Source organism: Cuniculiplasma divulgatum (assembly GCA_031200235.1).
GTDB lineage: Archaea > Thermoplasmatota > Thermoplasmata > Thermoplasmatales > Thermoplasmataceae > UBA509.
In genome coordinates this window covers 1,782,747-1,807,903 of record CP133595.1, presented here as the reverse complement: position 1 = coordinate 1,807,903, position 25,157 = coordinate 1,782,747, and the positions used below count along the sequence as shown (strand labels likewise).

At 42.7% G+C, this 25,157-nt stretch carries 21 protein-coding genes and 1 pseudogene; 4 read left to right on the top strand and 18 right to left on the bottom strand.

The features are described from left to right. Positions 1-255: 255 nt before the first annotated feature. The 9 genes and pseudogenes from RE469_09480 to RE469_09440 all read right to left on the bottom strand — a co-directional run bounded on the left by RE469_09480 (position 256) and on the right by RE469_09440 (position 14,370). Positions 256-4,275 (bottom strand): hypothetical protein, encoded by a 4,020-nt coding sequence (locus tag RE469_09480; protein ID WMT44421.1) that lies wholly within the window; start codon positions 4,273-4,275, stop codon positions 256-258. A 20-nt stretch (positions 4,276-4,295) separates the two neighbouring features. Then, positions 4,296-6,413: a NosD domain-containing protein gene (locus tag RE469_09475; protein ID WMT44420.1), complete on the bottom strand. Its 2,118-nt coding sequence runs from the start codon at positions 6,411-6,413 to the stop codon at positions 4,296-4,298. A gap of 2,117 nt (positions 6,414-8,530) precedes the next feature. Then, complete coding sequence (locus tag RE469_09470) at positions 8,531-9,724, bottom strand: ATP-binding protein (GenBank protein WMT44419.1); 1,194 nt, start codon at positions 9,722-9,724, stop codon at positions 8,531-8,533. Between the two features lie 296 nt (positions 9,725-10,020). After that, the gene (locus tag RE469_09465) at positions 10,021-10,374 is read right to left on the bottom strand and encodes a transcriptional regulator (GenBank protein WMT44418.1); all 354 of its coding nucleotides are present in this window, start codon (positions 10,372-10,374) and stop codon (positions 10,021-10,023) included. Continuing rightward, positions 10,371-10,994 carry a hypothetical protein gene (locus RE469_09460; GenBank protein WMT44417.1) on the bottom strand — a complete coding sequence of 208 codons (624 nt, stop codon included), beginning with the start codon at positions 10,992-10,994 and terminating at the stop codon, positions 10,371-10,373. The genes RE469_09465 and RE469_09460 overlap by 4 nt, the downstream gene beginning before the upstream one ends. A 62-nt stretch (positions 10,995-11,056) precedes the next feature. Next, the gene (locus RE469_09455) at positions 11,057-11,860 is read right to left on the bottom strand and encodes a hypothetical protein (protein ID WMT44416.1); all 804 of its coding nucleotides are present in this window, start codon (positions 11,858-11,860) and stop codon (positions 11,057-11,059) included. Continuing rightward, positions 11,857-12,645 (bottom strand): ATP-binding cassette domain-containing protein, encoded by a 789-nt coding sequence (locus RE469_09450; GenBank protein ID WMT44415.1) that lies wholly within the window; start codon positions 12,643-12,645, stop codon positions 11,857-11,859. Before RE469_09450 ends, RE469_09455 begins: the two co-directional genes overlap by 4 nt. Before the next feature lie 135 nt (positions 12,646-12,780). Then, the gene (locus RE469_09445) at positions 12,781-14,082 is read right to left on the bottom strand and encodes an ATP-binding protein (protein WMT44414.1); all 1,302 of its coding nucleotides are present in this window, start codon (positions 14,080-14,082) and stop codon (positions 12,781-12,783) included. 97 nt (positions 14,083-14,179) lie between these two features. Further along, a pseudogene (locus RE469_09440) lies at positions 14,180-14,370 on the bottom strand (IS5/IS1182 family transposase). Positions 14,371-14,607: 237 nt separating this feature from the next. Between RE469_09440 and RE469_09435 the strand changes: the two are divergent. After that, positions 14,608-14,904: a HEPN domain-containing protein gene (locus tag RE469_09435; GenBank protein ID WMT45657.1), complete on the top strand. Its 297-nt coding sequence runs from the start codon at positions 14,608-14,610 to the stop codon at positions 14,902-14,904. Positions 14,905-15,129: 225 nt separating this feature from the next. Here RE469_09435 and RE469_09430 read toward each other — a convergent pair whose 3' ends face one another. The 3 genes from RE469_09430 to RE469_09420 all read right to left on the bottom strand — a co-directional run bounded on the left by RE469_09430 (position 15,130) and on the right by RE469_09420 (position 17,860). Beyond that, entirely contained in the window at positions 15,130-15,816 is a 687-nt protein-coding gene (locus tag RE469_09430; GenBank protein WMT44413.1) for a transposase, read from the bottom strand. 121 nt (positions 15,817-15,937) lie between these two features. Then, complete coding sequence (locus RE469_09425) at positions 15,938-17,281, bottom strand: NAD(P)/FAD-dependent oxidoreductase (GenBank protein ID WMT44412.1); 1,344 nt, start codon at positions 17,279-17,281, stop codon at positions 15,938-15,940. A 54-nt stretch (positions 17,282-17,335) separates the two neighbouring features. Further along, a complete protein-coding gene (locus RE469_09420; protein WMT44411.1) occupies positions 17,336-17,860 on the bottom strand; it encodes a hypothetical protein in 525 nt (174 codons plus the stop codon). Positions 17,861-18,257: 397 nt separating this feature from the next. Here RE469_09420 and RE469_09415 point away from each other — a divergent pair, with 397 nt between their 5' ends. The 3 genes from RE469_09415 to RE469_09405 all read left to right on the top strand — a co-directional run bounded on the left by RE469_09415 (position 18,258) and on the right by RE469_09405 (position 20,461). Then, complete coding sequence (locus RE469_09415; protein ID WMT44410.1) at positions 18,258-18,977, top strand: hypothetical protein; 720 nt, start codon at positions 18,258-18,260, stop codon at positions 18,975-18,977. Positions 18,978-19,433: 456 nt separating this feature from the next. Beyond that, positions 19,434-19,934 (top strand): OsmC family protein, encoded by a 501-nt coding sequence (locus tag RE469_09410; protein WMT44409.1) that lies wholly within the window; start codon positions 19,434-19,436, stop codon positions 19,932-19,934. A 77-nt stretch (positions 19,935-20,011) separates the two neighbouring features. Further along, positions 20,012-20,461, top strand: a complete 450-nt coding sequence (locus RE469_09405; GenBank protein WMT44408.1) for a hypothetical protein — start codon at positions 20,012-20,014, stop codon at positions 20,459-20,461. Between the two features lie 109 nt (positions 20,462-20,570). On the opposite strand, the gene RE469_09400 is transcribed toward RE469_09405, so the two are convergent. The 6 genes from RE469_09400 to RE469_09375 form a co-directional block, all read right to left on the bottom strand. Next, the gene (locus RE469_09400) at positions 20,571-20,909 is read right to left on the bottom strand and encodes a nucleotidyltransferase domain-containing protein (protein ID WMT44407.1); all 339 of its coding nucleotides are present in this window, start codon (positions 20,907-20,909) and stop codon (positions 20,571-20,573) included. After that, positions 20,867-21,292 (bottom strand): HEPN domain-containing protein, encoded by a 426-nt coding sequence (locus tag RE469_09395; GenBank protein ID WMT44406.1) that lies wholly within the window; start codon positions 21,290-21,292, stop codon positions 20,867-20,869. The genes RE469_09400 and RE469_09395 overlap by 43 nt, the downstream gene beginning before the upstream one ends. Positions 21,293-21,802: 510 nt before the next feature. Then, a complete protein-coding gene (egtD, locus tag RE469_09390) occupies positions 21,803-22,759 on the bottom strand; it encodes an L-histidine N(alpha)-methyltransferase (GenBank protein WMT44405.1) in 957 nt (318 codons plus the stop codon). A gap of 6 nt (positions 22,760-22,765) precedes the next feature. Further along, positions 22,766-24,043, bottom strand: a complete 1,278-nt coding sequence (gene egtB / locus RE469_09385; GenBank protein WMT44404.1) for an ergothioneine biosynthesis protein EgtB — start codon at positions 24,041-24,043, stop codon at positions 22,766-22,768. Between the two features lie 99 nt (positions 24,044-24,142). After that, a complete protein-coding gene (locus RE469_09380; GenBank protein ID WMT44403.1) occupies positions 24,143-24,532 on the bottom strand; it encodes a DUF427 domain-containing protein in 390 nt (129 codons plus the stop codon). Between the two features lie 97 nt (positions 24,533-24,629). Then, positions 24,630-25,055 (bottom strand): transposase, encoded by a 426-nt coding sequence (locus RE469_09375; protein WMT44402.1) that lies wholly within the window; start codon positions 25,053-25,055, stop codon positions 24,630-24,632. Positions 25,056-25,157 lie beyond the last annotated feature (102 nt).

Here is a 25,157-nt window from a genome sequence, read left to right as displayed (position 1 = left end):
CTTACAATAGGTTGTATAAATCTGTGGAAACGACAAATAAGCAAGGTACGGTTAATCAGGAAATATCATATACTGGGCGGTATTAGAGTCCTACTTACCAGGTGAGGGCAATATTCGCCGTATAACAGTAGTTTTAAAATCGCTAGTTGATTTCACAGTCTCTCTATTCTGCATTAAAAATCAGACAAAATTAATCAAAGAAAAAAGGAACAGCTTCAATGTACGATAACATGTTGCCTTGACCCATAAAAGAGGTTACTTTTTCTTATCCCTCCCTTTTATAAATACGGCGGCCGCACCTATTATGATGATTGCGGCCACAGCAGCTATAACGTAATAATACAGGGTCATATTATTACTGCCTGGTGCCTTTGGAGGAACAGCTTCAGGACCGTATAGCCATAGCATTGTGGGATCCTTGCTTAAACCTGAAACCTTGAGGATTACGGTATAGTTTGAACTCAGGCTCACAGAGAAATTACTGTATTCCACATTATTGATGTAAACCCTGCTGTTGAGTATATTGCTCAGATTCACATTATTCAGGTCGGAATACGGAACCTCCACCAGCAGAGTGCCATTCGCTGAAGAGCTGAACTGCACCTCAAATGTAGAATTAGGGGTACTGGCCACTGATGAGATTGTAACGTTGAAGCCCATGACGCTGAAGTTATCCCTGCTCATTGCAGACTCAGGTGAAGGTTCTTTTGAAAGTGTAAGGTTGATGCTCCTGTTTCCGCCAATGCTCACTCTTTCAGATAGCGGAAAATACCCATCAAGATAAGCGGAGACTGTATACGTGCCTGGCATTACATAAATCTGGTAGTTTCCAGATGCATCCACTGAAGCAGATATGCCGTTAAAGAGAACCGAAGCTCCCGACGGCGAAACTTTACCCGTAATATTGTATGTGGTGGCAGTTTGATTCAGATTCAGGGCAACGCTGGAAGTGGAAAGACTCGTTACCCTGACATTCTGTTCCAGAGGGTTGAAGCCCTTTGCGAAGGCACTGACGTAATAGGTCCCGGGGTGAACAGAAGCAGCAAACTGTCCATCAATCACCGGCACGGAAACCCCATCTACTGTAACTGATGATGAAGGGCTGTTGACTGTACCCTGAATATATCCATATGAAACTGCGCCTATTATGGTAACAGACCCCATGTAGCTGTTGCCCACAAGAATATTATTATTTGCAGGATCAACTGAAATCCAATCGGGATTTTGCCCCAGTTCGGTGTAATTTACCATGAGGCCATTTGAAGGCTCGTATATGTTGAGCTGCCCAAGTTCCAGTGGGTAGAGGATACTGGAAGCGTCATACTGATTCTGTATGGGTATGTAGACATAACCGTTGTTGGGATCGTAGGCAATGCTGACTGCAAATCCCTGCCCTATTGATGGTCCCATAAGGAACACATGGGATGTAATGTTGAAAGAGACGAGATTTGTTGGAGAGGTTCCTGTGATATCATTGTATTGCAGCAGGATGAAATAGATCAGGCCGTCTTTCTGATCCAGGGAAGAACCACCAATATATGCATTCTCCCAGTTCACATTAATGTTGAATGTATAATTTCCCAGTATTTTGTTGTCTGAAGGATTGATAGCAACGACGCCATTTGCCAAGTAGCCGGTGGCGTATATGAGACCGGTCACAGTGGAATACATTAGGTTCAGCCCTTCTCCACCCTGGTATGAGGCGTATGTGCCGTTCACCAGGATGGTGGAGATGATATTCAGCGTTTCCGGATTAAGTTCATAAACTGCGTTGTATCCTGCGGCGTAGATCATGTTGGTCTGCGTGTCAACTACCAGTGACGTGAGTCCCGGAATTGCTACTGGTGTGATCAGCATCTTACTGTCGGCAGTGTTGAGAGAAACAATATAATAGTCACCAGAATTATAATTCAGCTTCATAACAATGTAAAGGATGCCACTGGCCTGATCAAGCATGGAGTATGTCGGAACGGCACCGGAACCGAGAATTAATGTGGCCATCGGGCGATAATCTGAGGAATTCAACACTGCAACGTACGACTGGAACTGATCAAAGAAATCTGGCGCGTACGTTATGTATGTAAGTCCATTGGAAGGGTCAGATGTGATAGTATCGATGCTGTCCGTGCCTGAGAAATTTAGCTGGGAACCCGAACTTGCCAAAAAACTGGAGATATTCAGTGTGGATACTGGAATTCCGGATTCACCCGAGAGAGTTTCAGGATTGAATTTTACAGGCACCTGGAAATTGACGGTGCCGTTGTTGTCGTAGAAGTTCTGATTTGCTGCTACAATGCTTCCCGATGACGGATCAGGAAGGTAATTGCCTGCCCTGCCAATGTTAAACTGAATGTTCTGGCTTGCATTTCCGCTGGCCACTATGGCACTGCCTGTTGATTTGTATGATATGCCGCCATAGGTGAGACCCCAGGCCATACCGGCAGGCAGGCCCTGTTCCCTGAACATGGTATATGCATCTGTGGAGAGCCTGAACTGCTCACTTCCGGTGTTGGTGATATTGAAATGTGTATTATTTGAATAATAACTGATCCCGTTAATGTATGATGTGATGTAGTTTGCAAAATACATTCCCTTGGGGAGCCAGACATAACCGGTGCTTCCGGATGTTAACTCAAGATTCGCGCTTCCGGTTACATTTCCTGAAAATAAGGAAAGTGACAGAGAATACGAGTTGCCTGGCGGGAGGCCTGTTGTGGATATGGTAGTATTGTAATAAGCGGTTGGAATTTCTCCAGTGACTGATTCTGACCGACCGGAAACGGCAAACTCTCCGGATACATACAGAGCTAGCGAATTTAAAGTGTAATTGTTACTTGAAAATTCGTAGGAATAGGATCCATTGAGAAGATACACATAGATGGACTGACCAGGGGAAGCAGAACCAATAAAGTAATGAGATGAGGTTAAAGGACTTTCAAGAGACAGTTCAAAGCCGTTTGTCCTGTAATCACTGGAAAATGTCACGTTATAAATTTCAAAGTTAGATATTCCCCCTGATCCTGAAACACTGAATGAGAAGGGAACAGACATGGAGGATGCAGTTTGAGGTGAGCTACCCACACCGTAATAGAAGCCATATGTTCCATTTGGAGCTAGAATGCTCAGGTAATCTAAGGTCTGTGATGAACTGAAGGATGTGATGTTACCGGAAACTGACCGCAGATTGAGGTAGCCTGAAGCGGGCATACCTGCAAATCTTATTGTAACATTGTACAGTGTACCAAGATGAACTGACTGCGACTGATTGTTCTGGTTTATCTGGAAGCGATCCTGCGGCTGCTGTATGAAGTATGATGAGGAACCTGCTGAACTGCTGTTCATTTCCATGAATGGATCCTCAATAAGATTAACCGCCGGCACCAGGACGGAAAATGTTTGCGAACCGGAAACAGTCTCATGGAAGCTATCTGAGAATGATCCATAGTAAAAGCTTGCGTTAATTCCCCAGGCTTTGAAAGCAGCGGAACTGGGGAAATTTGTCGCAGAAATACTGGCAGAATAAAGCGGCGGGAAATTTATGCTGACTTCCGATTCAGATCCAAAATCTACAGAGATGTAAGTCAGATTGATGCTTGATCCATCCATCAGATATCCGGCAACAAATGTGTTGATGCTATTCATTGCCTCTGCCACAATGGTTCTGCCTGAGCTCTGGTTATATAAACCACCTGCATCAGGACCCGATACCTGCCTGATAAACCATGTAGTCCCTGCGGGCAGGTTTGTCTCACTGAAGGTTACGTTGCTGAAGGATGATATTGGTAATGAAAAAGTGAGATTGGACTGGTCAAGGAAGAAATTTGAACTGCCAATGGTGACGTTTCTTCCTCCCTGGTTCTCCAACCAGCTGTAGGAATACTGGCCACCGACTGCATAATATATTACGGATGACCCTCCCAAAATCATGTCTGAGGGCGTATATACCGGATGGCTTCCACTCAGGTTAACTCCCCAGTGATATGTGGAGCTCAGACCTGTCTCATTGAAAACTATGGTCAGAGGCCGAGTGAAGTTCAGATAGACTGTGGTGTTGGAATCAACAGTGACAGATGGCGAATACCCGTCACCATAAAGGTCCTGGAAATAATCATTAGCCTGATACTGGTAAGTCCCGCCTGGAACCATCTTTGAAACCGTATTTGAGGTTGGATACAGGGGGAAAGCACCAGTACTGTTGAACACAAATATGTACCAGCTGTTTGAGCCGTTGAAAATGTCTGTGAGCCCCTGGGCCACGAATGTTAGATTGTACATGGCGGCTGGATCAGCTGAAGCTACAGCATCTCCGTTGACATTAGCGACTGCAGCGTTTTCCCATTAAATGTGACAGACCAGAGTGTCCCATTAATCTCTGATGGCGCCATAAATACTACCACCGGGCGAGTCCATGGCTTCATCAGCGGATAGTGATCGGTGAATGTGCCGTTCACTGTGAAGGGGGAATCACCTATGCCATCCCTGTTGGCATCAGACCCTGCGTAAGTGCTCCAGTAATTGCCTCCAACCGGAAGCGGGAGGTCAAATGCATCATTTGAAGACGATACAGTCCGGAAACTGTGGTTGTTCTTTGCAATGAAGTCATTGTGATAGAAGACGCTGTTATTGGTAGATGTAAGGTTAAGAAACACTGAGGCGTTGCTTAAATAATTGCCATAAAAACTGAGGTTGCCTGATCTGTCTGAATAAATGGTTGTATTATAACCGGATACCGTGCTGTTTGCAACGGTGCTGTTTGTTTCGTCCTTCAGAAACATCCCGTAACTGTGTTCAGGTAAGTTTTTTGGCACAGTGAATGAGTCACCGGATAAGGCAGCATTGTATAACGTATCTGTCTTCAGGCCGTAATAATAGGACAAGTTGCTGCCGGACTGGTATAACGTATTATCCTGAAATGTTAAATTCCTGAAGTTGGAAACGTGGAAACCAACTGCAGAAGAGGATGCGCCTGTTTCATACATGGAGTTGCCGGATATATTGTTATTTGCAGCCGCCTCAATTGAATTTACAGATATGGCTTCCAGCAGTGGCGAATTTGAAAGGTTAAATGCATTCCCCGTAATTGAGAGCTTTGAGTTTCCGGTTGCAGAGATACCTGTAATTGATGCTCCCGAGGAGACCATACGATTATGATGTGCAATTAGAAGGCCGCCGCTGCTGTCAATACCATATCCAGTGATAGAGGAAGAAACACTCTGGTAGAAGATGGTATTACTGGCAGCGGTAATATTTGTGTTACTGCCCTCTACTGCATAACTGTTGTCATTTTCCGTGTTGATCATGGAAATATTATTTCCCATCAGAGTCAGGTTACCGCCGCTAGCATACAGGCCATTGGCAATGTTGTATCCAGTATTGTTCAGCTCGATGTGGTTGTTGATCAGTTTCAGGTTTGATCTGAATGAAACTATGCCGTAGTAGACATTACTGTTGGCTCCTGGAGACGCGTTTCCAATATTCATTAAGTTGCCATTCATCGTGAGGTTGGTATATTCAGTATTAACAGCTTCAATGGGATATCCGGAATTGAAATTTTTCGTTGAAAGATTGAAAGTACTGTCCATGAGATCAATGTTGGAAACCATTCCAGCATACTGAGGGGATACAGAAATCCCGGACTGGGCATACCCGTTGAAATGACTGTTCATTATTGCTGTGTTGCTTTTATCAGTTACAATTCCATAAGATGCAAATAAGTTAAATGTAACGTTATCAAAAACTGTTTCTGCCGAATTAACAAACGCCCCTGTCCCGTAGTAGTTGAGTGCCAGATTACTGATTGTGTCATTGACAAACTGGATATTGCTTGATGAATTAACAGATGCAGCAAAGTCTGCTGATGGGAGAGAACCTGTTACTATGGTGTCTTCTTCAAAATTCTGGGCGATCTCCGACGTATTCAGCGAAAATTTGCTGTGCAGGAATGCGAGATGATCCGTATGCGCACCAACTAAAAGAGATACCAGTGCAGACGAAACATTCAGGTATGAGAAAGTGTCATTGGAAGACAGATTCACAAATATACCAGGCTGGTAAGCTGTGTTTATCTTCAGGAACTCTACGGAAACATGGCTTGAGCCTGCAATGTTCAAAGAAAAATAATGGTTACTGCTACTATTCGAGATGGAAAAATTCTGGCCGTTCAACACTGTGTAGTTGCGCATGATATTGATTGTTCCATATACGTTTCCCTCAAGAGTGTAATTGTTGCCACTGCCAACGACTATATCTGTATTCCCTGTCCCATTATAGTAAACAGCGCCACCTGGAGTGATATTTATTATTCCATTGAAGGAAGCAGCAGATGGCCCAAAGGCTGGTGAATAAGCCGAAGATACCAAGAGTGAATCAGCTGCAACAAACATAGCAATTACAAGAAAGAGTACAATAAACAAAGTTGAGACTCCTCTCAATTTCATCAGCACTGATACTTCATCTTACATAATAATTTATGCTATTTAGTAAAAATAGTTGTCAGCCACCTGAAGAATACCTTTTGTGCGTCATCGAGTTACAAATGCTGTGCCTGAATTCCGTTCCTGTGCTGAGCATAAAGGACTTATAAAAAGGTCGAGCGATCTTAATGGAGAACGTTGATGTTGTTATTAATAGGAATTCAATACCTCCATTTTCGTTTCTATAGCTATCAAGACACTAATAACACATTACTTATAATTTGCAGGACAGAGGAGCTATGGGTGATTCAAATACAAACCTGCTTTCGTAAAAAAAGCAAAACAAGCTCAGGAGCATTCTTACATAACTGTGCAAGGCAGAATCTCCCAAAACTCTAAACTGGCTTTAAGCTAAGCAGCAATGGTGTTATGCACAAGAACGAAAATAATTAACTTTGAAACGGGTTGACTCACCCCAATACATCAACGAAAAATCCCAAAGATCTGCAAAGATGGAATGAAAAAATACCAGGCAAGATAATACAAAGGGTCGCACTCATGCTACCCTTATGCTTGCAACAGGTTGTATAAATCTGTGGAAACGGCACATAAGCAAGGTACGATCAATCAGGAAATATCATATACTGGCCGGGATTAGGCTCCTATTTACCAGGTGAGGGTAACATTTGCCGTATAACTATTGTTATACAGCATTGCGTGCCCATACCAATAGACAGATTACCCGATATCTGGAAGATTGTATATCCTAATTGGTAGGTGGTAAGTAAATAGAAATGCGCTATAGTATATATTTACATCCTAATAATGCGTTTTGAGCTTTGTCATTCCATTATCATGTTTCGTCCGAACAACCGTATTGAAATTTATTCAGCGTCAATTTAGAAACCATTTAAGCAAGGTTAAAACAACTGTAGGGGAAATACGTCGTACCAGAACATCCTTCCACCCTTTCTCTATGTCCTTATAATGAAATTATTGAAACGCGTATCTAACCAGGTCATGTAATGGTAATCTTTGCCTGCGAGCAGTGGCAGATCTAAAGTATCAATATCTTATTTTATTGCAGGTGGCCCTTTTACTGAATTCGCATAAAATCTGCTGCTCGCACTGGCAGCAGCAAAAGTATATAAAATGCGCACGGATCTGTTCCTGGGTTAAAATGGAAGTTACAAAGAAAGAACTTAGAGAGAACATAAAATTCTTTACAGAAACCGACCCCATAGGCAGAATTGTTTACGAGAGATTGGGGAAAGTCTAATCTTTTCTTGCCCTTCGTCTTCACTCCCATAATAGAAATACTCTGACGGAATGCTTCATCGTCTGACCATTAGGACTTTCCCCAACGACAGTAAGTGCTCCATCATGTGATCTGAATGATACATATACCACCTTGTGACATTTCCCGGTATGAGCTATTCCAGACTGTTGTCATGCACAGGCTGGTTCGCGTTAAGACCTCGATGATCAAAGTTCCAATCCTTCACACCTCCTATTATTTACAATCGTTATGATATAATTCCTTCTTAATTCACACTTTTCCAAAAATGGCCTTTTTAACTGTGTACCTGCTGGGTGAATTATTATTCTCATAGATTTAATGTATCCTTATTAGCAGTAATATAATATGTACAATACAGTTAATCTATAGATAACATATGGTAATTATCTTTAAATATTATTCATGGACACACTGATGGCCCGGCAGATGTTTTTAAATGATAACCTGATATAGAAATGAAGTAGTGTATATAGTAATATCACAACAATCATATACCTATTAATTACATACTCATCTGGATATCTTCGCTTAATTATTTTTCAGACGACAATTCGTGTCGATTAATGGAAGTAATGTGATATCGGTCAAGCATAATACAATATCGTAAATAGCGGTTTATTAGTTATAGAATCAATATCAATCAAAAAATGGCACGTCAAAAAGCCGTTCGCATTCGATGCAGATCTTTATGTTATTCTGGCCATCCTATTTTTCCAGAAGCCACTTCCATAGAGGGATGTAACGAATGTTTCCATTTTCTCCATAATCCCAGGTTATTATGGTCTTATGATTGCACTTTAGCTCTTTGAAAGCCATTTCAAGCCCTACTGTTTCCCTCGCCATCACATCCTCCCTGGACCTGATATATGAAACGTTGATCAATTCCAACACTCTCCCCACCCTTGACAGTTACAAAGTCAACTTCTCTCCCCTCAGATTTGCCATATTCTCTCCAGTAGAAAACGTTGAATTTGGTGAACAGTTCGGATCTCCTGCACAGCTCTATGAAAACAAGATTTTCCATCCCTCTTCCGAAGTCAACATCTCCGTTCATACTGGCAATCAGGCCATTATCTGCAAGATATATCTTTCTTGGGTACTGTTTTCCTGTTCTGGATCCTCTGGAAAATATCTCAACCGGAAAGACTGACCGTGCCTCATTGAAGTAACCAAGGACCTGGAGAGGACGATCCTTAGCAACAGGGTATTTTATTGTCCGTAAGAATTGATAGGCCCTGGCACCGGAGAAATATTTTGAGTATCTGGAAGAGAGATATTCAAACATATAGGACAGAAGCAGTGGCTCCACATTGAATCGTTCTCCCACGTCCCTCAGAACAATCGCATCAATGTAAGACTGAAGCAGCTTCTCTCTTATTGCAGGATTGTCCAGGGTTTCCGGATAACCACCATGTTGGAGATATTCTTCGAGAACTGCTATGATCTCTCCCCTCTTCTCTGATCTTGCAAGAATTTCTGTATCCGGAATATCTATGTCTCTAAGCTTCAGTATCTCCCTGTATGAGTATGGAAAAACAGTGTAACTCACGCTGCGTCCCCTCATCTCTGTTGCTATTTCCCGGGACAGCAGTTGGGAAGTGGAACCGGTAAGATATATATGATAATTTTTCGATTCGTATATTCTGTTGATCCATCGACTCCATCCATCCACCACCTGGATCTCATCCAGGAAAAGATAGATGGGTTTCATATGGTCTGGTTTTCCTATCTCATAATACGCTGTGATCAGATCCCCAAGATCTTCAGCCGAAAGATGCCTCAGCCTTTCGTGTTCCATGTTGATGTACAGTACATTGCTTGTGGGGACGAATCTTCTAAGTTTGGAAATAAGGCTGTACACCATGAATGTTTTCCCGGATCTTCTTGGGCCAACAATGGATACAACCACGTCCACGTCAAGAGGGATGTCAATGTCCCGCTCATGGATTCCAGGCAACGTTCTGGTAAACCATTCAGCTATGACCTTCCGGAAATCCTCTACACGTGACATAAAATGTCATTTTATCATCATATATAAATCGTACTTCTGCAGGGTAATATCAATAACAAATCACCCGTAACCAGGGTAACATTGATATCGGTTCACGGAAAGTCTTAACTTTAGCGCATGTACAAATTTCTCGATAATTAAAATATTGTACCTACAGCTCCAAGCTTCCTTATGTGCTTCTATGGCAAGATTCAGCATAATAGAGTCTCTTCTCAGTGACATGAATTATTTCGGCCAGTCTCCATCTATTTTAGATCATTGCAGGGACTGCTGAAAGAGGATTCTTCCAGGAACATCTATATGAGGTATCTGAGAATTTCTGAGTACTTTCTGTATGCTGCCATCCCCTTCTCAGTGATTTCTACAATTACCCGTGGACCTGAGCTTCTGAGAACGGTTCTCACGTTAACAAGGCCGTTTGATTCAAGCTTTTCAATGTGATTGCTAAGGCTTCCTTTCCCGATGGAAGTTATTGTCAGCAGCTCGGTAAATGTCAGTTTGGTGTTCAGTGCGAGCGTTATGAGTATGGACAGCCTTGCTGTTGCCTTCAAGGCAGGTTCATTTAAAATAGTATTAAGCTCTTCCAGCTTATTGTTGCGCTCACTTTGAGAATTATCCCTGGAGGCATCCATTGAGGAATACAATCTCAATTGCACTCCTCTTGACTTGTGTTATGAAGCAGTTCCTCACCGGAGTTTGCGAATGAGAAAATTGATGCAAGAAACCAGGCAATTACAGTGGGAACCCAGAATTCAGGGTAATAATATGCACCTTTTGTCAGTATAATTGTAACGGCACTTCCTATATCACTGAACAGAAATATGCCCATGGCGAGTATTGCCTCAAAAGGAACTTTTCCAAGTGACTGGGACACTCCGCGGTAAATATAAATGGGAATTGTAGCAAGTATGGCGGCCTCAAGGAATAGACCATAAAGCGATCTGAAGAATGCAGTGGCAAGGAGAACCACAAGAAGAAACAGGACAATGAGCACAGAATATTTCAGCATGCGATCTTTCAAGCTTATTTCAGGCGGATTTAACAGAGCTCTTTGCAACTTTGCGGTTCTTGCGATCTTTCTGAAAGTCAATCCTGAGAAGTATGAAGCCACTGCTATGATAACTCCATATGATAGAATGAAGGCAGAATCCTGCAGAACTACAGATTTTATTGGGTTAAGGAACTCAGGGATGTAGATGAAAAGAAGTATTGAGAGAGCCCAGATGGCATAATATATTCCCCAGGCCCGCCTCAAAAGGTACCGTTCCATCACCACTGCCCGATTCCCTATGCAAAGGAGCTGCTGAGCAACGTTTTCTGTTTGCTGATCACTCATACCTGCCTTCCTTCCTCAATGGATGCTGGCCTGATCCTGGATACCAATATAATAGATACTGCAAAAAGTAATGCGATCCAGAAAAGCAGTGAAACAATGAACACATTGGTGTTGAGCAGAGGTCCGATTCCTCCATTGAGGTTGAGTGGTGTCCTGTGGCCGTAGTAGGTTGTCATGAGGAGTCTCTGTATGTCAGAGAAGGGGCTCGCATATACAAGGTCAACTGGAAGAGGCTGACCAAGGGCCGAAAATGCGAAAATGTATGAAAGGATCTGCGGTATAAATGCCACAAAGGATATGCTTTTCAGACCTGTGTAGTTATTAACTGACACAACAAGAATTACTGCAAGCAGAAACATGAAGATTCCCGAAAGGAAGAAGACCCCAAGTGACTGCAGCGGCATTACAGGAATAAGCGAGTAATGTGATTTATAACTGTACATCAGGGCGGAAACTGCCATCAGTATGGCGCCTATGATTGTGGCTACAACTGCGGTTCCTGCCATGAGGCTGAAAACATAAGTTGATGGCCGGAGTTTTGTGAAACGGAAGGAATAGGCAAGTGAGGCATTTGCATAGTACACAGAATACGATATGGTTGTAGCTATTACTCCTGAAGCGATCAGGCCTATTATTGAATACCATACTGAGGTGTATCCGAGAGATTCCTGCTTAGTGGTCATGTTGAAGCCGAAAACAAATGCACCCATGAAAAGCCAGAACACTGTGAAGCCAGTTCCCCAGGCCCACAGGGGCCTGTTTGATAGCAGAGATTTCAGGTAATATTTAAAAAGCATCATGCCACCTCATCAAAAATGGAGTTCAGGTTCCGTATGCTGAATATCTTCACGCTTCCTTCTCCCAGAGTTATTGAAAAAGTGCCAAAATCTGTCCTCCATACCGATATATTTCCTGCAACCTCCCCTCTGTTAAGGTATAGGTCATCAATCTGGGAACCCTTGAATTTTCCATACAGTTTACCCTGAACCATGAAATACAGATACCAGTCTGCGAGCCTCTTCACGATTTCAAGCTCGTGCGTATTGAGCAACACCGCAGCATCAAGGGTGTTCAGGAGATTGAAATACCTGGACCTCCTGTTCTGATCGAGATTTTCGAATGGCTCATCCAAAAGAACAAGATCTGGATGAAAACTGACTGCAAGCAGATTGCATAACATCTTCTGCTGTCCCGTGCTGAGGTTGAATATCCTCTTTTTCAGTATGTCACTGAGCCCATAATCCTTAAGGAGCTGGTACACATCATCTGACTTGGAATCCTTCAGTTCAGAATATACCTCAATAATATCGCGCACAGACCCGCTGATTAACCTGTACACTTCTGGAAGGTTTGTGGAAACCTTCAATTTGCCCCTTATATTATCTGGGTCCGTTCCAAGGACCTTGGCAGTCCCAACACTCTGCCGCACCATTCCCAGGATAGATCTGAACAGTGTCGTTTTTCCTGATCCGTTGGGTCCCACTATGATGGACTTTTCCCGACCCATGACAAAATCGATGTCACTTACTGCCTGATTTCCATGGTCTCTACCGTATCCAGCGGTGTAGTTTTTGAGTTCAATCATTAAAATTGGATTGTTTCAGTCAACATATAACCATACGGGAGTTCAAATATTGAACCACTAAAGTAGGAGAAAAATGACAAAGTCAAATTAATCCATCTGTTCGTCACTATGAATCATCTGTGAAGTATTCCACCTTCATTCTAAGAGAAACTGATTCAAAAGCTCATCTGGATACATTGCAAAGAACTCAATAGGACAGAGAAATATCTTAGCATTGCCGGTTTGTACCATATCGTAAGAATCCTGGGTGATCAGAATTCCAGAGTTCCGCCCAATCCTGTTGAATGCCTTTACCACTTCCTTAATATCATATTGGCCGCTTTTCACCTCTATCGGCACGGTCCGTCCGTTAATCTTGAGAACAAAATCTATCTCAGTTGGCCCGCTTCTGTAATAATATTCAAGTTGGACAGAATTCAGAACAATATTTTCAAAGACCTTATCCATATCCTGTCTTTCTGTTAGGGATAAAAGTGACGTATAGAATGCAGGCAGGTACGGATAAACCTTCTTTAGCTTTCTTGAAGCCGATGAAGTTCCAGGCCTGTAATTGCCAACTGACTTTATCAGGAATGCATATTCCATATAGGATATGAAATTAGAGATCGTGATACGATTTCTTCCCAGAGAAGATGCGAGTTTATCAACATTCACTATCACCCCGGGCGACTGCAAGAGTATTTCCATGAGGCGCTTGAGCAGGTCCATGTCCCTGATTCCAAATTCCTGCGGAATATCTCCTGTTATAATTCGATCTATAACTATGCTCCGGATATATGTTCTTATCTTCCATGAATCGGTTTCGTCAACCAGTTCAGGAAACCCACCCATTTCAATGTATTCAGTGAATAGTGGACGCAATATGTCGCTGGCGAATTGCAGCTTCTCAAACGTTACGGTTCTCCCCTTGAGCACAACAAATTCATGAAAGGATAGTGGATCGATTTTTATGCGAAATATTCTTCCGGCAAGGGTTTCTGTCGATCCTTTTACGATGTTCAATGAGGCCGAACCGGATAGAACAAACTTCAGATTGGGATACAGATCATAAAATATCTTTATCCCATTTTCCCACTGTTTCGCTTTCTGAATTTCATCCAGAAATATATACACAGGCCCGGCTTCTGAGATGGGCATTCTGAGGATGTTCCCAAGATAGAGGCTGAGTACCTCTTCAATGTCCCATGAAACTTCATCGAAAGAAAAGTAGAATATATTCGTGGGTTTAATTCCGGCTTTCATAAGATCCGAGATGAGCCTGTACATTGTTGTGGTCTTTCCAACTCTTCTTAGACCATACAACAATAAAATTTGCCGATCCTCGATCCTTTCCTTTATTTTCTTGTAATTCTCTCTTTCGAACTTCCCGGTAAGTTCTGGCCTTATTATTCCGTTGAGCCACCATTCATTGAATCTGTATAGGATTTGCTTTTCCATACAACTAACATAATATACGAATACTTTAACTATTCGTATATTACACTATACGAATAGTAATGAGATCAGTATTGCGCCAAGAGAATCATCCTAGAATAATCCGAGAGAACGTCCTAGCAATCCCCTCGGGTGACCTGAAGAGATGGAGTACACTGCTTTTAGTTTTGCCAAGAATATTATGAATGAATGGCTCCTCTTCCCATGATTGTTCTCATCAATGGGTATCGTCCAGTCCATGAGGAATGATGGATCAAGGAGTTTCTCAATAATGTTCACCAGGGACCTGTTGCAAATTTCAATCATGCTGAAAATCTGCTCCTGGAATGAAATGATGAACCTATTGATTTTAAAGTCTATTTTTGGGTTCGATGCTATATTCTAAAATATGGCTCATAGAGTAGATTAATAAAGTGATTTACATTATTACAGCTTATAGATGCCTGCTTCTGACGTTGAAATATTGAAAGAGAGAAGTTTAGATTATCTTGCTGAATCAAAGCGTTTGGTTGATGGGGGGAATGGGACCTGGCAATGGTTGCGATTCATCAGCACCGCGAATTGTTGTTGAAATATTATGCTTTAAAACTGAACAGCTCTTATCCAAGAACTCACTCGCTTAGAGAGCTAATAAGACTGCTAGTTAAGCACAAGAAAGAACTGAACGACCTGATAAATAATGAGTATAACATTCTTAAATTAGCCAGGCTAGAGGATGTATATATAAGTTCGAGATATTTCCCAGTAAGGGCATCAGAACAGGATGTTGTACCACTTGTTAGGTTCGTGGAGGATGTTTTTGATGAATGTCTCTCAGGATTATGAGTTAACAAGGCTGGATAAACTTAGAAATTATCAAGCAGTCCTCAAAGAAGTTAAGTCACTGGTTAAAAGTATAGATCCAGAGGCCAGGATCATTTTTTTGGGTCAGTCTTACGGGGAGATTTTACCGCGAGCAGTGATATCGACATCATAGTGATACCGAGCGATATGACGTTCAAAGATAGAATAACATTGGCAGTCTGGAAATCCGTTGACGCTCCAATAGAATTACATATAATCACTCTGGAATAGTTTGAGGAATGGTATCTTCGTTTCATTGATACGTATAGGGAGATTTAGTTCATACCATGCTTTTGCACTTCTATGAAAAAGTTCTTTAGGCGTACTTTTGATCCTTTTCTCCCTTATGTATGTGATGGTCCCCTCAACATCCTTTACTATTGGAGGATTCTTTGCCCTTCCCTTCATGGATTTCATCTCCCTCTCTGTCAATGTATCTATCTGGTCAACGAAATGCTCTCCCGTCTTCAGCATTGTGTAAATGGTCTCAAGCAGTATCCTTGCAATTGCAACAATTGCACGGTTCTTCCCCAATCTCCGTACAAGGCTGAGATACTTCTTCCTCATCCGTTCGCTGTACTTGATGACAATATGTGCTGCATTCACCATTATGAATCGGAGCATGGAGGGTCCATGCTTTGATATGTGACCCTTTATGTCACGAGTCCCGGACTGGTCCTGTCTTGGAACAAGGCCTGCGTATGAAGCAAGCTTCTCCTTTGTTGCAAACCGGGATATGTTATCGATTTCTGCCATTATTGTCGAGGTGGAATAGACATTCGGGCCGGAGACTGTCATGACTCTGGTAACGCTGCCGTTGTTCACCACCATTTTAGACATCTGATCCTCAACAGCCATGGCCTGATCCCTGAGTTGCCATATCCTTTCAATCAACCACCAAATGACGAACCTGTCGGCCTGAATATAGGGAAAAAATTAGAATTAAGGGGCTTACACGATGATCCTGTGACGATGAATTTCGCTTCACACTTTTCAAATATTCTGAATTGCTAGATTATCCTATCATGTATTTGATATCATATGTGTCTGATGGGTAGGTGAATGGTGTTGACATCAGAGTTTTCACATCAATGTTGAGCCTAATGGCCAGCGAAAAGATATTTATGACCTCCTCGGAGTTTTCACCAAGAATATGGGCCCCCAAAATCCTTTTTGATTCACTGTCCAGTATAACCTTATAGAAAGATTTTGGTATCATTCTTCTTGCCGAGTTGTACCATGAAGTCATCTCTCCCTTTTTCACTGTGATGTTTATATTCTTCCTTGCAGCCTCATCTTCAGTCATTCCCACCATTGCCATTGGCGGCGATGAGAATACGGTGGTTGGAATCCCGATATATTCGGCCTTGACAGAATTTCCGTGCAGCAGGTTTTCGGCTGCTATGCTACCCTCCATGACTGCAATTGGCGTTAATTTTGGTCCCGCAGTGTCAGCAGAATCGCCTGCAGCATAGACTCTTGGATTTGATACACTCTGTAGAAAGTCATTTACAGCAACACCCTTTTTAGACCATTTCACCTGGCCGGCCTCCAGGCCCATATCCGAATCGAACTCCCTCCCTGCACCGTGAACGACCAGGTCAGTGAGGATTGAATCTTCCTTACCGTTTCTCGTAAGATATATTTGATATCCGCCGCCGGACTTCTTGACTTCCTTTACAGATGTACCTGTAATTATTTTTATGCCGGATTCCCTGAGGAGATCCGTGAGTATTCCTGCGACCTCACGATCAAAATTAACAAGCAGTCTCTCGGGATGCTGTATTATGGTAACCTGAGACCCTGCTTTTCTAGCGATGCTGGCAAATTCCACAGATATGTACCCTCCACCAATAAATACAATATTTTTAGGAAGGTTTGCAAGGCTGAGAAACCCCTCATTGTCTATGAGATACTCTGAACCTGGGAAATTCAGAGCTGCTGCCTTCACACCCGATGCAATGAGAAGTTTTTCTGACTCAAGTGTTTCTCCCTGAACATCGAGCAGGTTTGGTCCTAGGAATCTGGCCTTTCCGTGCAGTACTTGAATGCCGCCATTGATAATGCTATCCTCTATTCGTTTGGACATTGGTTCGGTAAAGGAGCGCTTGAACTCCATGAGTTCACCCCAGTCTAATGCTCCACTTAGATTTGATATGCCATGTCCCTGAAGCCTCCTGGCAGATTCCAGTGATTCAGTGACTCCAACCAGGATCTTCTTCGGATCGCATCCTCGCAGTGCACAGGTTCCTCCAATGGGTTTCTGGTCGATTACGGCCACCTTCTTTCCCTCCTTCAAGGCACGGAATGCCACAGTAGTTGCAGCCGAACCAGAACCGATGATAACTAAATCAAACATTGATTTCATTTTTTCCTCCATTTCACAGTTGGTCAAATTATTTAAGTTGTGGGGTTATAATATTTTCCCCACATAGAATGTTATGGCCCCGAGAGTAAGCCCATAGACAATATGTCCTATGAGACCTACTACAAGAACGTCAGGGAGAATCATTGCCGCTTTGGCGCCCATCAGGGCCATCATCACTGAAGAAAAAACTATCATGGCCATGGGCAGGAAAAATACAAGATATACCACTATACCGAAGATCAGGCCAAGAGCCAGTGATCTGTGCCCTTTTCCAAGCTTAAGTGGTTTCACGTACGATACCAGTGCCCCAAATATGGCACCGGCAACTATGCTTACGGTGAAATGCCCTAGAACACCCACCATCACAGCCGACCCCATTGATACGCCCAGACCCATTCCCATTATGAGTGCGAATGTATCTGAAGGCAGTCCCATCCCGGCTGCGCCGGCCATGAGCACTATCAGCATCAGAACACCCCCAACTATCCCGCCAATTACGGAGGAAATCACAACTCTACTGCTCTTTACATCCATTTTTGCATTGCCATTATGCACCTTAGCATGTTCCATCAGGTGAACCTTTGAATCGAATACCTGACCACATGCATCACACTTGTCTTCTTCCATGTTTATCGAATGTCTCTATTTAGCTGTGGTATAAAAGCGAGTTCTGTCAACGGTTGCATGAATGCCACCCCTGAAAAAATTGGATGTGCCTCTTGAAGTAACCCCAAGCATATTTTGCAGATATTATTGATCTGGAGCCATTGATCAACTACTTCTTGATCCTGGAGCAATATTATTTTCCTTTAGTTTGCCCTCTTCCTCTAGCACCTTTATAGCTTGATGATGAGAATGATTTATCTGTTCCACCAAACGGTAAGTTGTCAGGTGTTGTGATTGTATTCGCTTCGGCAGTCAACCCTTGACAGGAAACATTTGTAGATGGGCAATGAATTCATCCAGTATGTCTAATAACACGGAATGTATCATAAGAACAATGGGTGAGAAACAACCTGAACCGAAAAAGACACTGCAGATTGCCATCTTCACTGATGGTCAGTCGTATAAAGGCATTAGGGATGGAATAAGACTTTTACCTATGGATAAGATTGTAATAATCCATGAGGAGGTCCATGACAGAATTGCAAGACAGTCTGAAATGCCATTCAATGATTTTGTGAAACAGATAGCGAATGCACTGATGACGCAGGTGGAAGAAGTAAAGGTAAAATCCGGTGATCTGAATGAGGTACTTGAAGCTGTAAAATCAGTATATAGAGATCACTGCAAAGACTACGACGAATTTCTAATGAATGTGACAGAGGGCGGAAAACTCATGTCCTGCACAGCCATATCATCAGCTTTCATTTTCGGCATAAGGGCTTTCTGGATAGACGCCAAGGGTATTCACATGTTACCTATTCTAAAACTAGGATACCAGAGGATTTTATCAGAAACTAAACTTTCCATCCTTGGTGCCCTGGTAAGGAAAAAGGGAAAGGTTGAAAGTCTGGAGCAACTTTCAGAAATTACTGGCCTTGAGAAATCCCTGATCAGCAGGCACATGAACGGTACTGAAGATTCAGAGGGGCTTGTTGACCTTGGTCTTGTTACTGTTAACAAAGGGACGAGAGGAAGAACTGAAGTGGAAATCACGGCTCTAGGGAAGATTGTTACAATTTGATCTTTCCTGTAGCCGGAATGTTCCACGGTACGTATCTGTCTCCGTATCTGTACCGGAAATCATCGCTTGGGATGAATTTTGGTGCATATAGTATCAACATTTCTACTACCGATCCGTGACCTCCTCCCATATCTTTCGAAAGGGGATTTCCCGCTCAATTTTGGTTAAAATCTGTGGCAGAATTTCTTTAAGTACAATATCAATTTTTCTGTTCTTCCCGATGCCCATTTTGCAAAAAACATAGCGAGAGCGGGTGTTGTCTGTACAAATTTAGCTCACCGGCCGTGTTACATCTGAATCATTTTCATGTGATTGATCGGTTAACTGCCGGGTTCTTCACAGACTTTCCTCTTGATCTCATTGTATCGGTTGCTGACTAATGAACTGCAAAATACCCCGAATTTACCTACAACGGTTGACGGAAAGACCTTAAGAAAGCAACAGGTATTTGGCGATATGGTTAATTTCGACAATGATTTCAGAGCCAGAATGCAGGAGAGGATGGCAAGATTCTCAAAATTCGATGAGAGAGGTAACGTGTCATCCAAAATCAGCGTCACAGTAAGAAAGGGAGACAATCTATCTTCAAAAGCAGGTCAGGATGGACTGGATCTTTCTTGGGTTTCCGATGAATCTGGCCCCAGCCCACTGGCATACTTTGTTTCAAGCCTGGGAATGTGCCAGATGATACATTATGCTGAACATGCTGCTTCACAGGGGATCGAAATAGATGATCTCAGCATAACAGTTGAGGGCAAATTTAGTGTAAGCAGACCAAGGTACTTCTCCGAGATCATATACCATGTCGACTTAAGGTCTCCTGAAAATACCGAAAAACTGATTAGACTGGCTTCTTCAGCTGCCTCAGACTGCTATGTCACAAACACTTTGTCAAAAGCCTGTGTCGTCAAGGGAATGCTTACAATAAACGGCATGGGCTCCGGAACGATTGAGTAAATCTTGCATGTCATGCTAAAAGAAAGCCAATCATCCATATGGATAACTGAGTAATGAAATTCTATCAATATTCCTCCTTGCGAACGAAGATCAGAGACTATTTTCTGTTCCTGTCTATTCTTGCTGCCATTTTCTCTCTTGTGGAGTTAAGGGGTGACTATATTCTAGCTCCACCGTATGCAGTATCTGCATACATCATTGTTTTTCAGAGAAACACAAAGTATTCCAGCAGGAAATCCTTGGCCATAACATATATCCTAGTTATAATTTCATCAGATGTTTTACATGTTATTTTCAGTGATAGCCTCCCTGGAATGATACTTGATGTTCTGGTTGTCTCTGGCTTTATAACGTTTACCAACTATTCACACCCGCCCGCCATCGCCTTGACAATTTTCTCTTATTTGGTTGCAAGTCCTCTGGACTTCACTTTTTCATCCGTGTTATCGCTTTTGTCATTGCTCATCTCGTCAATTCTCATGGAAAATGGCTTTTTCAAGACCCATGACAAGATCGATGCCAATTAACGGCCGATTTTCATATCATCGGCTGTATCCAGCGATGAAATTTCGGAATTCAGTCACTGAATCGAAAAATGAGGTTCGGAAATTGATCATTGGGCATGCATCAGAAGATTCAGGACATTAAATGTAGATCGTCCCTTAGAATAACACCGTTTTCAAATGATTCACTAATAAACCGATCATTCATTTTCCTCTTTTTAGCCACTTCATCAGGGGTCAACAGAATAGCCTCGTACCCTGGCGGAAGATTAAGATTCTTCAATCTTTCCAGAGGAGATCCACTGAATTCACCGATAATCAAGATGTCCACATCGCTCCACAGATTAAAGTCTCCCCTTGCATAGGAACCTATTAACAGGGCAGTACATTTGAAATTCAATCCCTTGATGAATTCTGAAACCTGGCCAATCAACTGTTCCCGTTGTCTTTTGCGTTTTTCAATGATCTCCACTTCTCATCCACCTCAGAAATAACTTTTTCAGAAGATCCCAGGGCATCTTCAGCCTCTTCAGCTGTGTAGTAGTCCTCTGGAAGACCTTCTGACCAGGCATCTGTGTATCTTGTAGGTATATAGTATTTGTCAATTTTCTTGGCCAGATTTATTATGTTTTCTCCAAACCCAGCCTTTTTGAGCAGCATTGAAACAGAGTGACCAAAGGAATCAGAACCTACTCCCCTGAGAAAAGCCTTAACTGAATATTCTGCAGATTGCTGTGCCTTAAAGCAAGCCCAATTATAAAAGCCCGATGACTTGTCAATATAGGCTGACCTCAGTGTTGATCTGGCATGGGCCTGCCAGCGATTGAATTCTTCTTCATCAAGATAATTTGGCATTATGGCTGATTAAGCCACACTTTATATATAACATTTAGTACAACTTATGGATTCGGTTGATCCTATCCTGGATTTTCTTCAAAGGATTCATTATCCTCACATGGTCATGAAAGGAATTTCGTCAAAAATAAAACGCTGCGGTCTCAGACCACACTGCTAGCAATAAACGGGAGAAGAAATTGATAGTAAAAATATTGAGAATTACATAATCATATGTACAATAATTCATAGTGGATCTGCTTTAAAATTTTCACCAGCGTACGTTATTCTCCTTTCAGTCAGGAAGCACACCCGATCATAATTGATTTCTAAATCAGTACATATGCCATATAAACACATAATCCATTACCTGATCGCTCCGAAAAATTAAGAATGCAACTAATGGAGCTTCAAGAGCGACCTGCAATATAGCAACAGTCATGGCATTTCCGATTTCGTCGAGAATAGATTGCAGTATTGATTCAATCCTAAATTTCTATGACATAAACGTGAAATTTGAGGTGGTTGTCCTCAGACTGTTGCGGTGAAGAGAGCATACCTTTGCTCTGAATCCTGCCAGAATTCTATCTGATTAAATCCGCTGTCCCTGAGCATTCCTGAGAACTCGTCAATTGAGTATTTGTAAGAGTTTTCTGTGTGTATTGTTTCACCCTTCTCAAAGTTGATTTTATTGCCTGCAATGTAAAATGTCTGCTTTTTTGTGCTCTGAAGATGCATCTCAATTCTTCCCCTGCTCTCATTGTAAAAGGCCCTGTGAACGAATGTGTCTCTGGGAATTCCAGCATCCAGCTCCCGGTTGATTCGTGAAATTAAATTGAGATTGAACCTTGCAGTCACCCCCTTACTGTCGTTATATGCCCTTTCCAGGGTCTCCTTATCCTTCTTAAGGTCCACTCCTATGGTGAGAGTTTCCCCTGCCAATAGAAGCTTCCTGCATCCTGAAATGAAGCGTTCTGCTTCCTCAGGTTCCATGTTGCCTATTGTGGATCCAAGAAATACTATGCCCTTTCTCCCCGGGATATTCATCTGCCCCATGACGTCTGTGCTAGTGTAGTCTGCGCATATTCCCTTCACGGCGATATGTGGAAAATAAGTGTGAACCAGCTTGACAGCATTCCTGAGCGCCTCGATGGATATGTCGACAAAAACCAGTTCCCTGGGCCTGATAAGCCCCTTCAGGAGCATGAGTCCTTTGTTACCGTTGCCGCTTCCAAGTTCAACAACAGTGGCGTCCTCCCCTATGGCCCTACCAATATCATTGCGCCGGGTCTCAAGTATCTCCAGTTCTGCCCTGGTTAGGTAGTATTCAGGCAACTGCGTGATTTCATCGAATATCCGGGACCCTTCATCATCGTAAAAGAACTTCGGACTGATATTCTTGGGTACGGAAAGGAGACCCAGTACAACCTCCTCCCTGAAGTCAGAAAGTTTTGGCTTCATATCCACTATTTCATTGGTTCCATGCAACTTACATCAGTCCCTGCATAACCTGAAACCTGCGAACTGCCAGCGATCCTCCGGATGGTAGAAATTGCGGTAAGAAAGCCTGGAATGCCCATCTGGAGTAACGCAGCTTGTTCCGCGAAGAACCATCTGGTTCGACATGAATTTTCCATTATATTCTCCCATTGACCCTGGAAGCGGCCTGAATCCTGGATATGGAGAATATGCACTTGAAGTCCACTCCCACACGCCACCTGGCCCTGCCATCTCCGTTTTCCCAACCGACTGAACATCAGGGTGGTAAATCCCGCTATCAAGAGTGTTTCCCTGATGGTTCAGATCCGCAGCCCTCATGGCGTATTCCCATTGGGATTCTGTTGGCAGTCTGAAACCTGCCCATCTGGCATATGCATCTGCTTCATAATATGACACATGCACCACAGGTTCATCCGGATCCACCTTTTTCCTTCCTGAGAGAGTGAAGTAATAAAATTCACCGTCATGGTTGTCCCAGTAAAGCGGGGCAGTCCAGTTATTTCTGCGCTTCGCAACCCAGCCATCAGAAAGCCACAGTTCAGGCCGTGTGTATCCTCTGTCCTGTATAAATTCCATATATTCTGCATTGGTGACAAGCCTGTTGCTCATACTGAATTTTGGAATCAGTTCTCGGTGCCTGGGTAATTCGTTGTCAAAGCAGAATCCATGCCCTTCATAGCCTACCGTTGCAATTGCTTCGTCGTATGATAGCCAACCGGAAGCCCGCATCTCATCCTTCCTTTTTTTAGCTGGCTTAGTATATGCAGGCAGGTACGGCGACACATAATAGTTCATCTTTATATCCATCATGAGCAGTTCCTGATGCTGCTGTTCGTGGTTTATTCCAAGAGCCATTCGTGCTTTTACCTCCTGGAGGTCATCGCCCTTTACATTCCCCATCAGGTCTGATATGGCCTCGTTAACATGGGCCCTGTAGTTCAGTACATCATCGAGATCCGGCCGGGAAATTGTGGATCTCATGGGTTTCGGCAGAAACTCGCCCACGGTCTCATAATACGAGTTGAACAGGTACATATACTTCTCGTCAAATGGCCTGTAATCCCCATGGAAAGGTTTCAGTATAAAATTCTCAAAGAACCATGTTGTGTGACCGAGGTGCCATTTTGGAGGACTCGTTTCCGGGGTGGCCTGCACCATGTAATCATCCCTGTTCAGTGGCCTGCAGAGTTCCAGCGTCTTTGATCTGGTATCATGAAATGCTAACAGAAGCTTCTTTTCCTCTCTATTATCAATGAATTGATTCGACTTCATTCTTCACCCCCACGTGTAAAACATACTGTCCATATTTACCCCTGCTGGGACATTTTGCCAAATCTTCCGATGCAAAACCACGTATGTGTCTTGATTGAATCATGATTCCTCTATGCTATCAATGGAATTGTCATAGAATGCTACATAATCCATGATGGCTGTGAAGTCTTTGGATGGCTCTGAATAGCGCCAGACCGAATCCTTCAGTTCTACACCGCCAACCACAAGTGAATAATAATGGGCCCTGCCTTTGTATGGACATACGGACTCTGTGGAAGTTTCCCTAAGAAATTCCCGGTTAATATCAGTGATTGGGAAGTAATACACAGGCTTATGGCCCTGTTCATCAAGAAGATATGCATTTCTTGTTTTGAGGATATCATGGCCATTTGCTTTAACAGTTAATGTTTTGCCGACCTTTACTACCTTTATGGGATGATTGTGCTGCCTGTAATCTATAACAACTTCATTCCCGTCTGTTGATTCCATCAGTCAATTAGCAAGTTATGTGATAAATAGTTTATGGATTCATGGCGTTTGAAAATAGCCCTAAAGCAATAATTTTTGCTGAATTGCATGTTATAATTCAACAGAAATCATAGTGTCCCGAAAGTTGTGTATTTATAAAGGATACCTCTTCTGGAACTGTTATTTCCGTGATCCTTGATATGGTGGATTTGCTGTATTTATTGTGGAACAGTTCCTCCAGTATTTCAGCCATCTTCCTTGTTGATATTCCCTTTGAATACATGGAGACAACAAGATCGTCTATTCCAATGTTGCGCTGATATGGTTCGAATAAGGCTGTCTGGAATTCATTGCTGCGGTCCCTTGGAACCCTGAGATCATCTATCTTCCCATATCTTGTACCCATGTCACTCTCGTAGTATCCATTCCTCTGGCCTTCTCTTTCCTCAAGGAAGGCCTGAATCTCTCCCTTCATGAGGGATTCCATGAAGCCCTTCACTGTGGTTCTGACTATTTCAGATATCTTTTTATCCAGTTCTTCCATTGTTTATTGCCTCCTGGTTGGTTCCTGGAGGCATCCTTTTCTTTTTCATGAAATTTCTCTCATGATTATGATCCTGATCTTTTATTTACACAAGATTCGGGA

What these genes read in the sequence shown, in the direction of transcription:
- RE469_09480 (WMT44421.1), bottom strand. Translation starts at nt 4,275, where the DNA reads ATGTACAATCTAACATTCGTGGCCCAGGGGCTCACAGACATTTTCAAC.
- RE469_09470 (WMT44419.1), bottom strand. Translation starts at nt 9,724, where the DNA reads ATGTCACGTGTAGAGGATTTCCGGAAGGTCATAGCTGAATGGTTTACC.
- RE469_09455 (WMT44416.1), bottom strand. Translation starts at nt 11,860, where the DNA reads ATGATGCTTTTTAAATATTACCTGAAATCTCTGCTATCAAACAGGCCC.
- RE469_09380 (WMT44403.1), bottom strand. Translation starts at nt 24,532, where the DNA reads ATGGAATCAACAGACGGGAATGAAGTTGTTATAGATTACAGGCAGCAC.
- RE469_09395 (WMT44406.1), bottom strand. Translation starts at nt 21,292, where the DNA reads ATGCCAAATTATCTTGATGAAGAAGAATTCAATCGCTGGCAGGCCCAT.
- RE469_09420 (WMT44411.1), bottom strand. Translation starts at nt 17,860, where the DNA reads ATGGAACATGCTAAGGTGCATAATGGCAATGCAAAAATGGATGTAAAG.
- RE469_09375 (WMT44402.1), bottom strand. Translation starts at nt 25,055, where the DNA reads ATGGAAGAACTGGATAAAAAGATATCTGAAATAGTCAGAACCACAGTG.
- RE469_09450 (WMT44415.1), bottom strand. Translation starts at nt 12,645, where the DNA reads ATGATTGAACTCAAAAACTACACCGCTGGATACGGTAGAGACCATGGA.
- RE469_09460 (WMT44417.1), bottom strand. Translation starts at nt 10,994, where the DNA reads ATGGAACGGTACCTTTTGAGGCGGGCCTGGGGAATATATTATGCCATC.
- RE469_09415 (WMT44410.1), top strand. Translation starts at nt 18,258, where the DNA reads ATGTCTAATAACACGGAATGTATCATAAGAACAATGGGTGAGAAACAA.
- egtB (WMT44404.1), bottom strand. Translation starts at nt 24,043, where the DNA reads ATGAAGTCGAATCAATTCATTGATAATAGAGAGGAAAAGAAGCTTCTG.
- RE469_09425 (WMT44412.1), bottom strand. Translation starts at nt 17,281, where the DNA reads ATGTTTGATTTAGTTATCATCGGTTCTGGTTCGGCTGCAACTACTGTG.
- RE469_09410 (WMT44409.1), top strand. Translation starts at nt 19,434, where the DNA reads ATGGTTAATTTCGACAATGATTTCAGAGCCAGAATGCAGGAGAGGATG.
- RE469_09445 (WMT44414.1), bottom strand. Translation starts at nt 14,082, where the DNA reads ATGGAAAAGCAAATCCTATACAGATTCAATGAATGGTGGCTCAACGGA.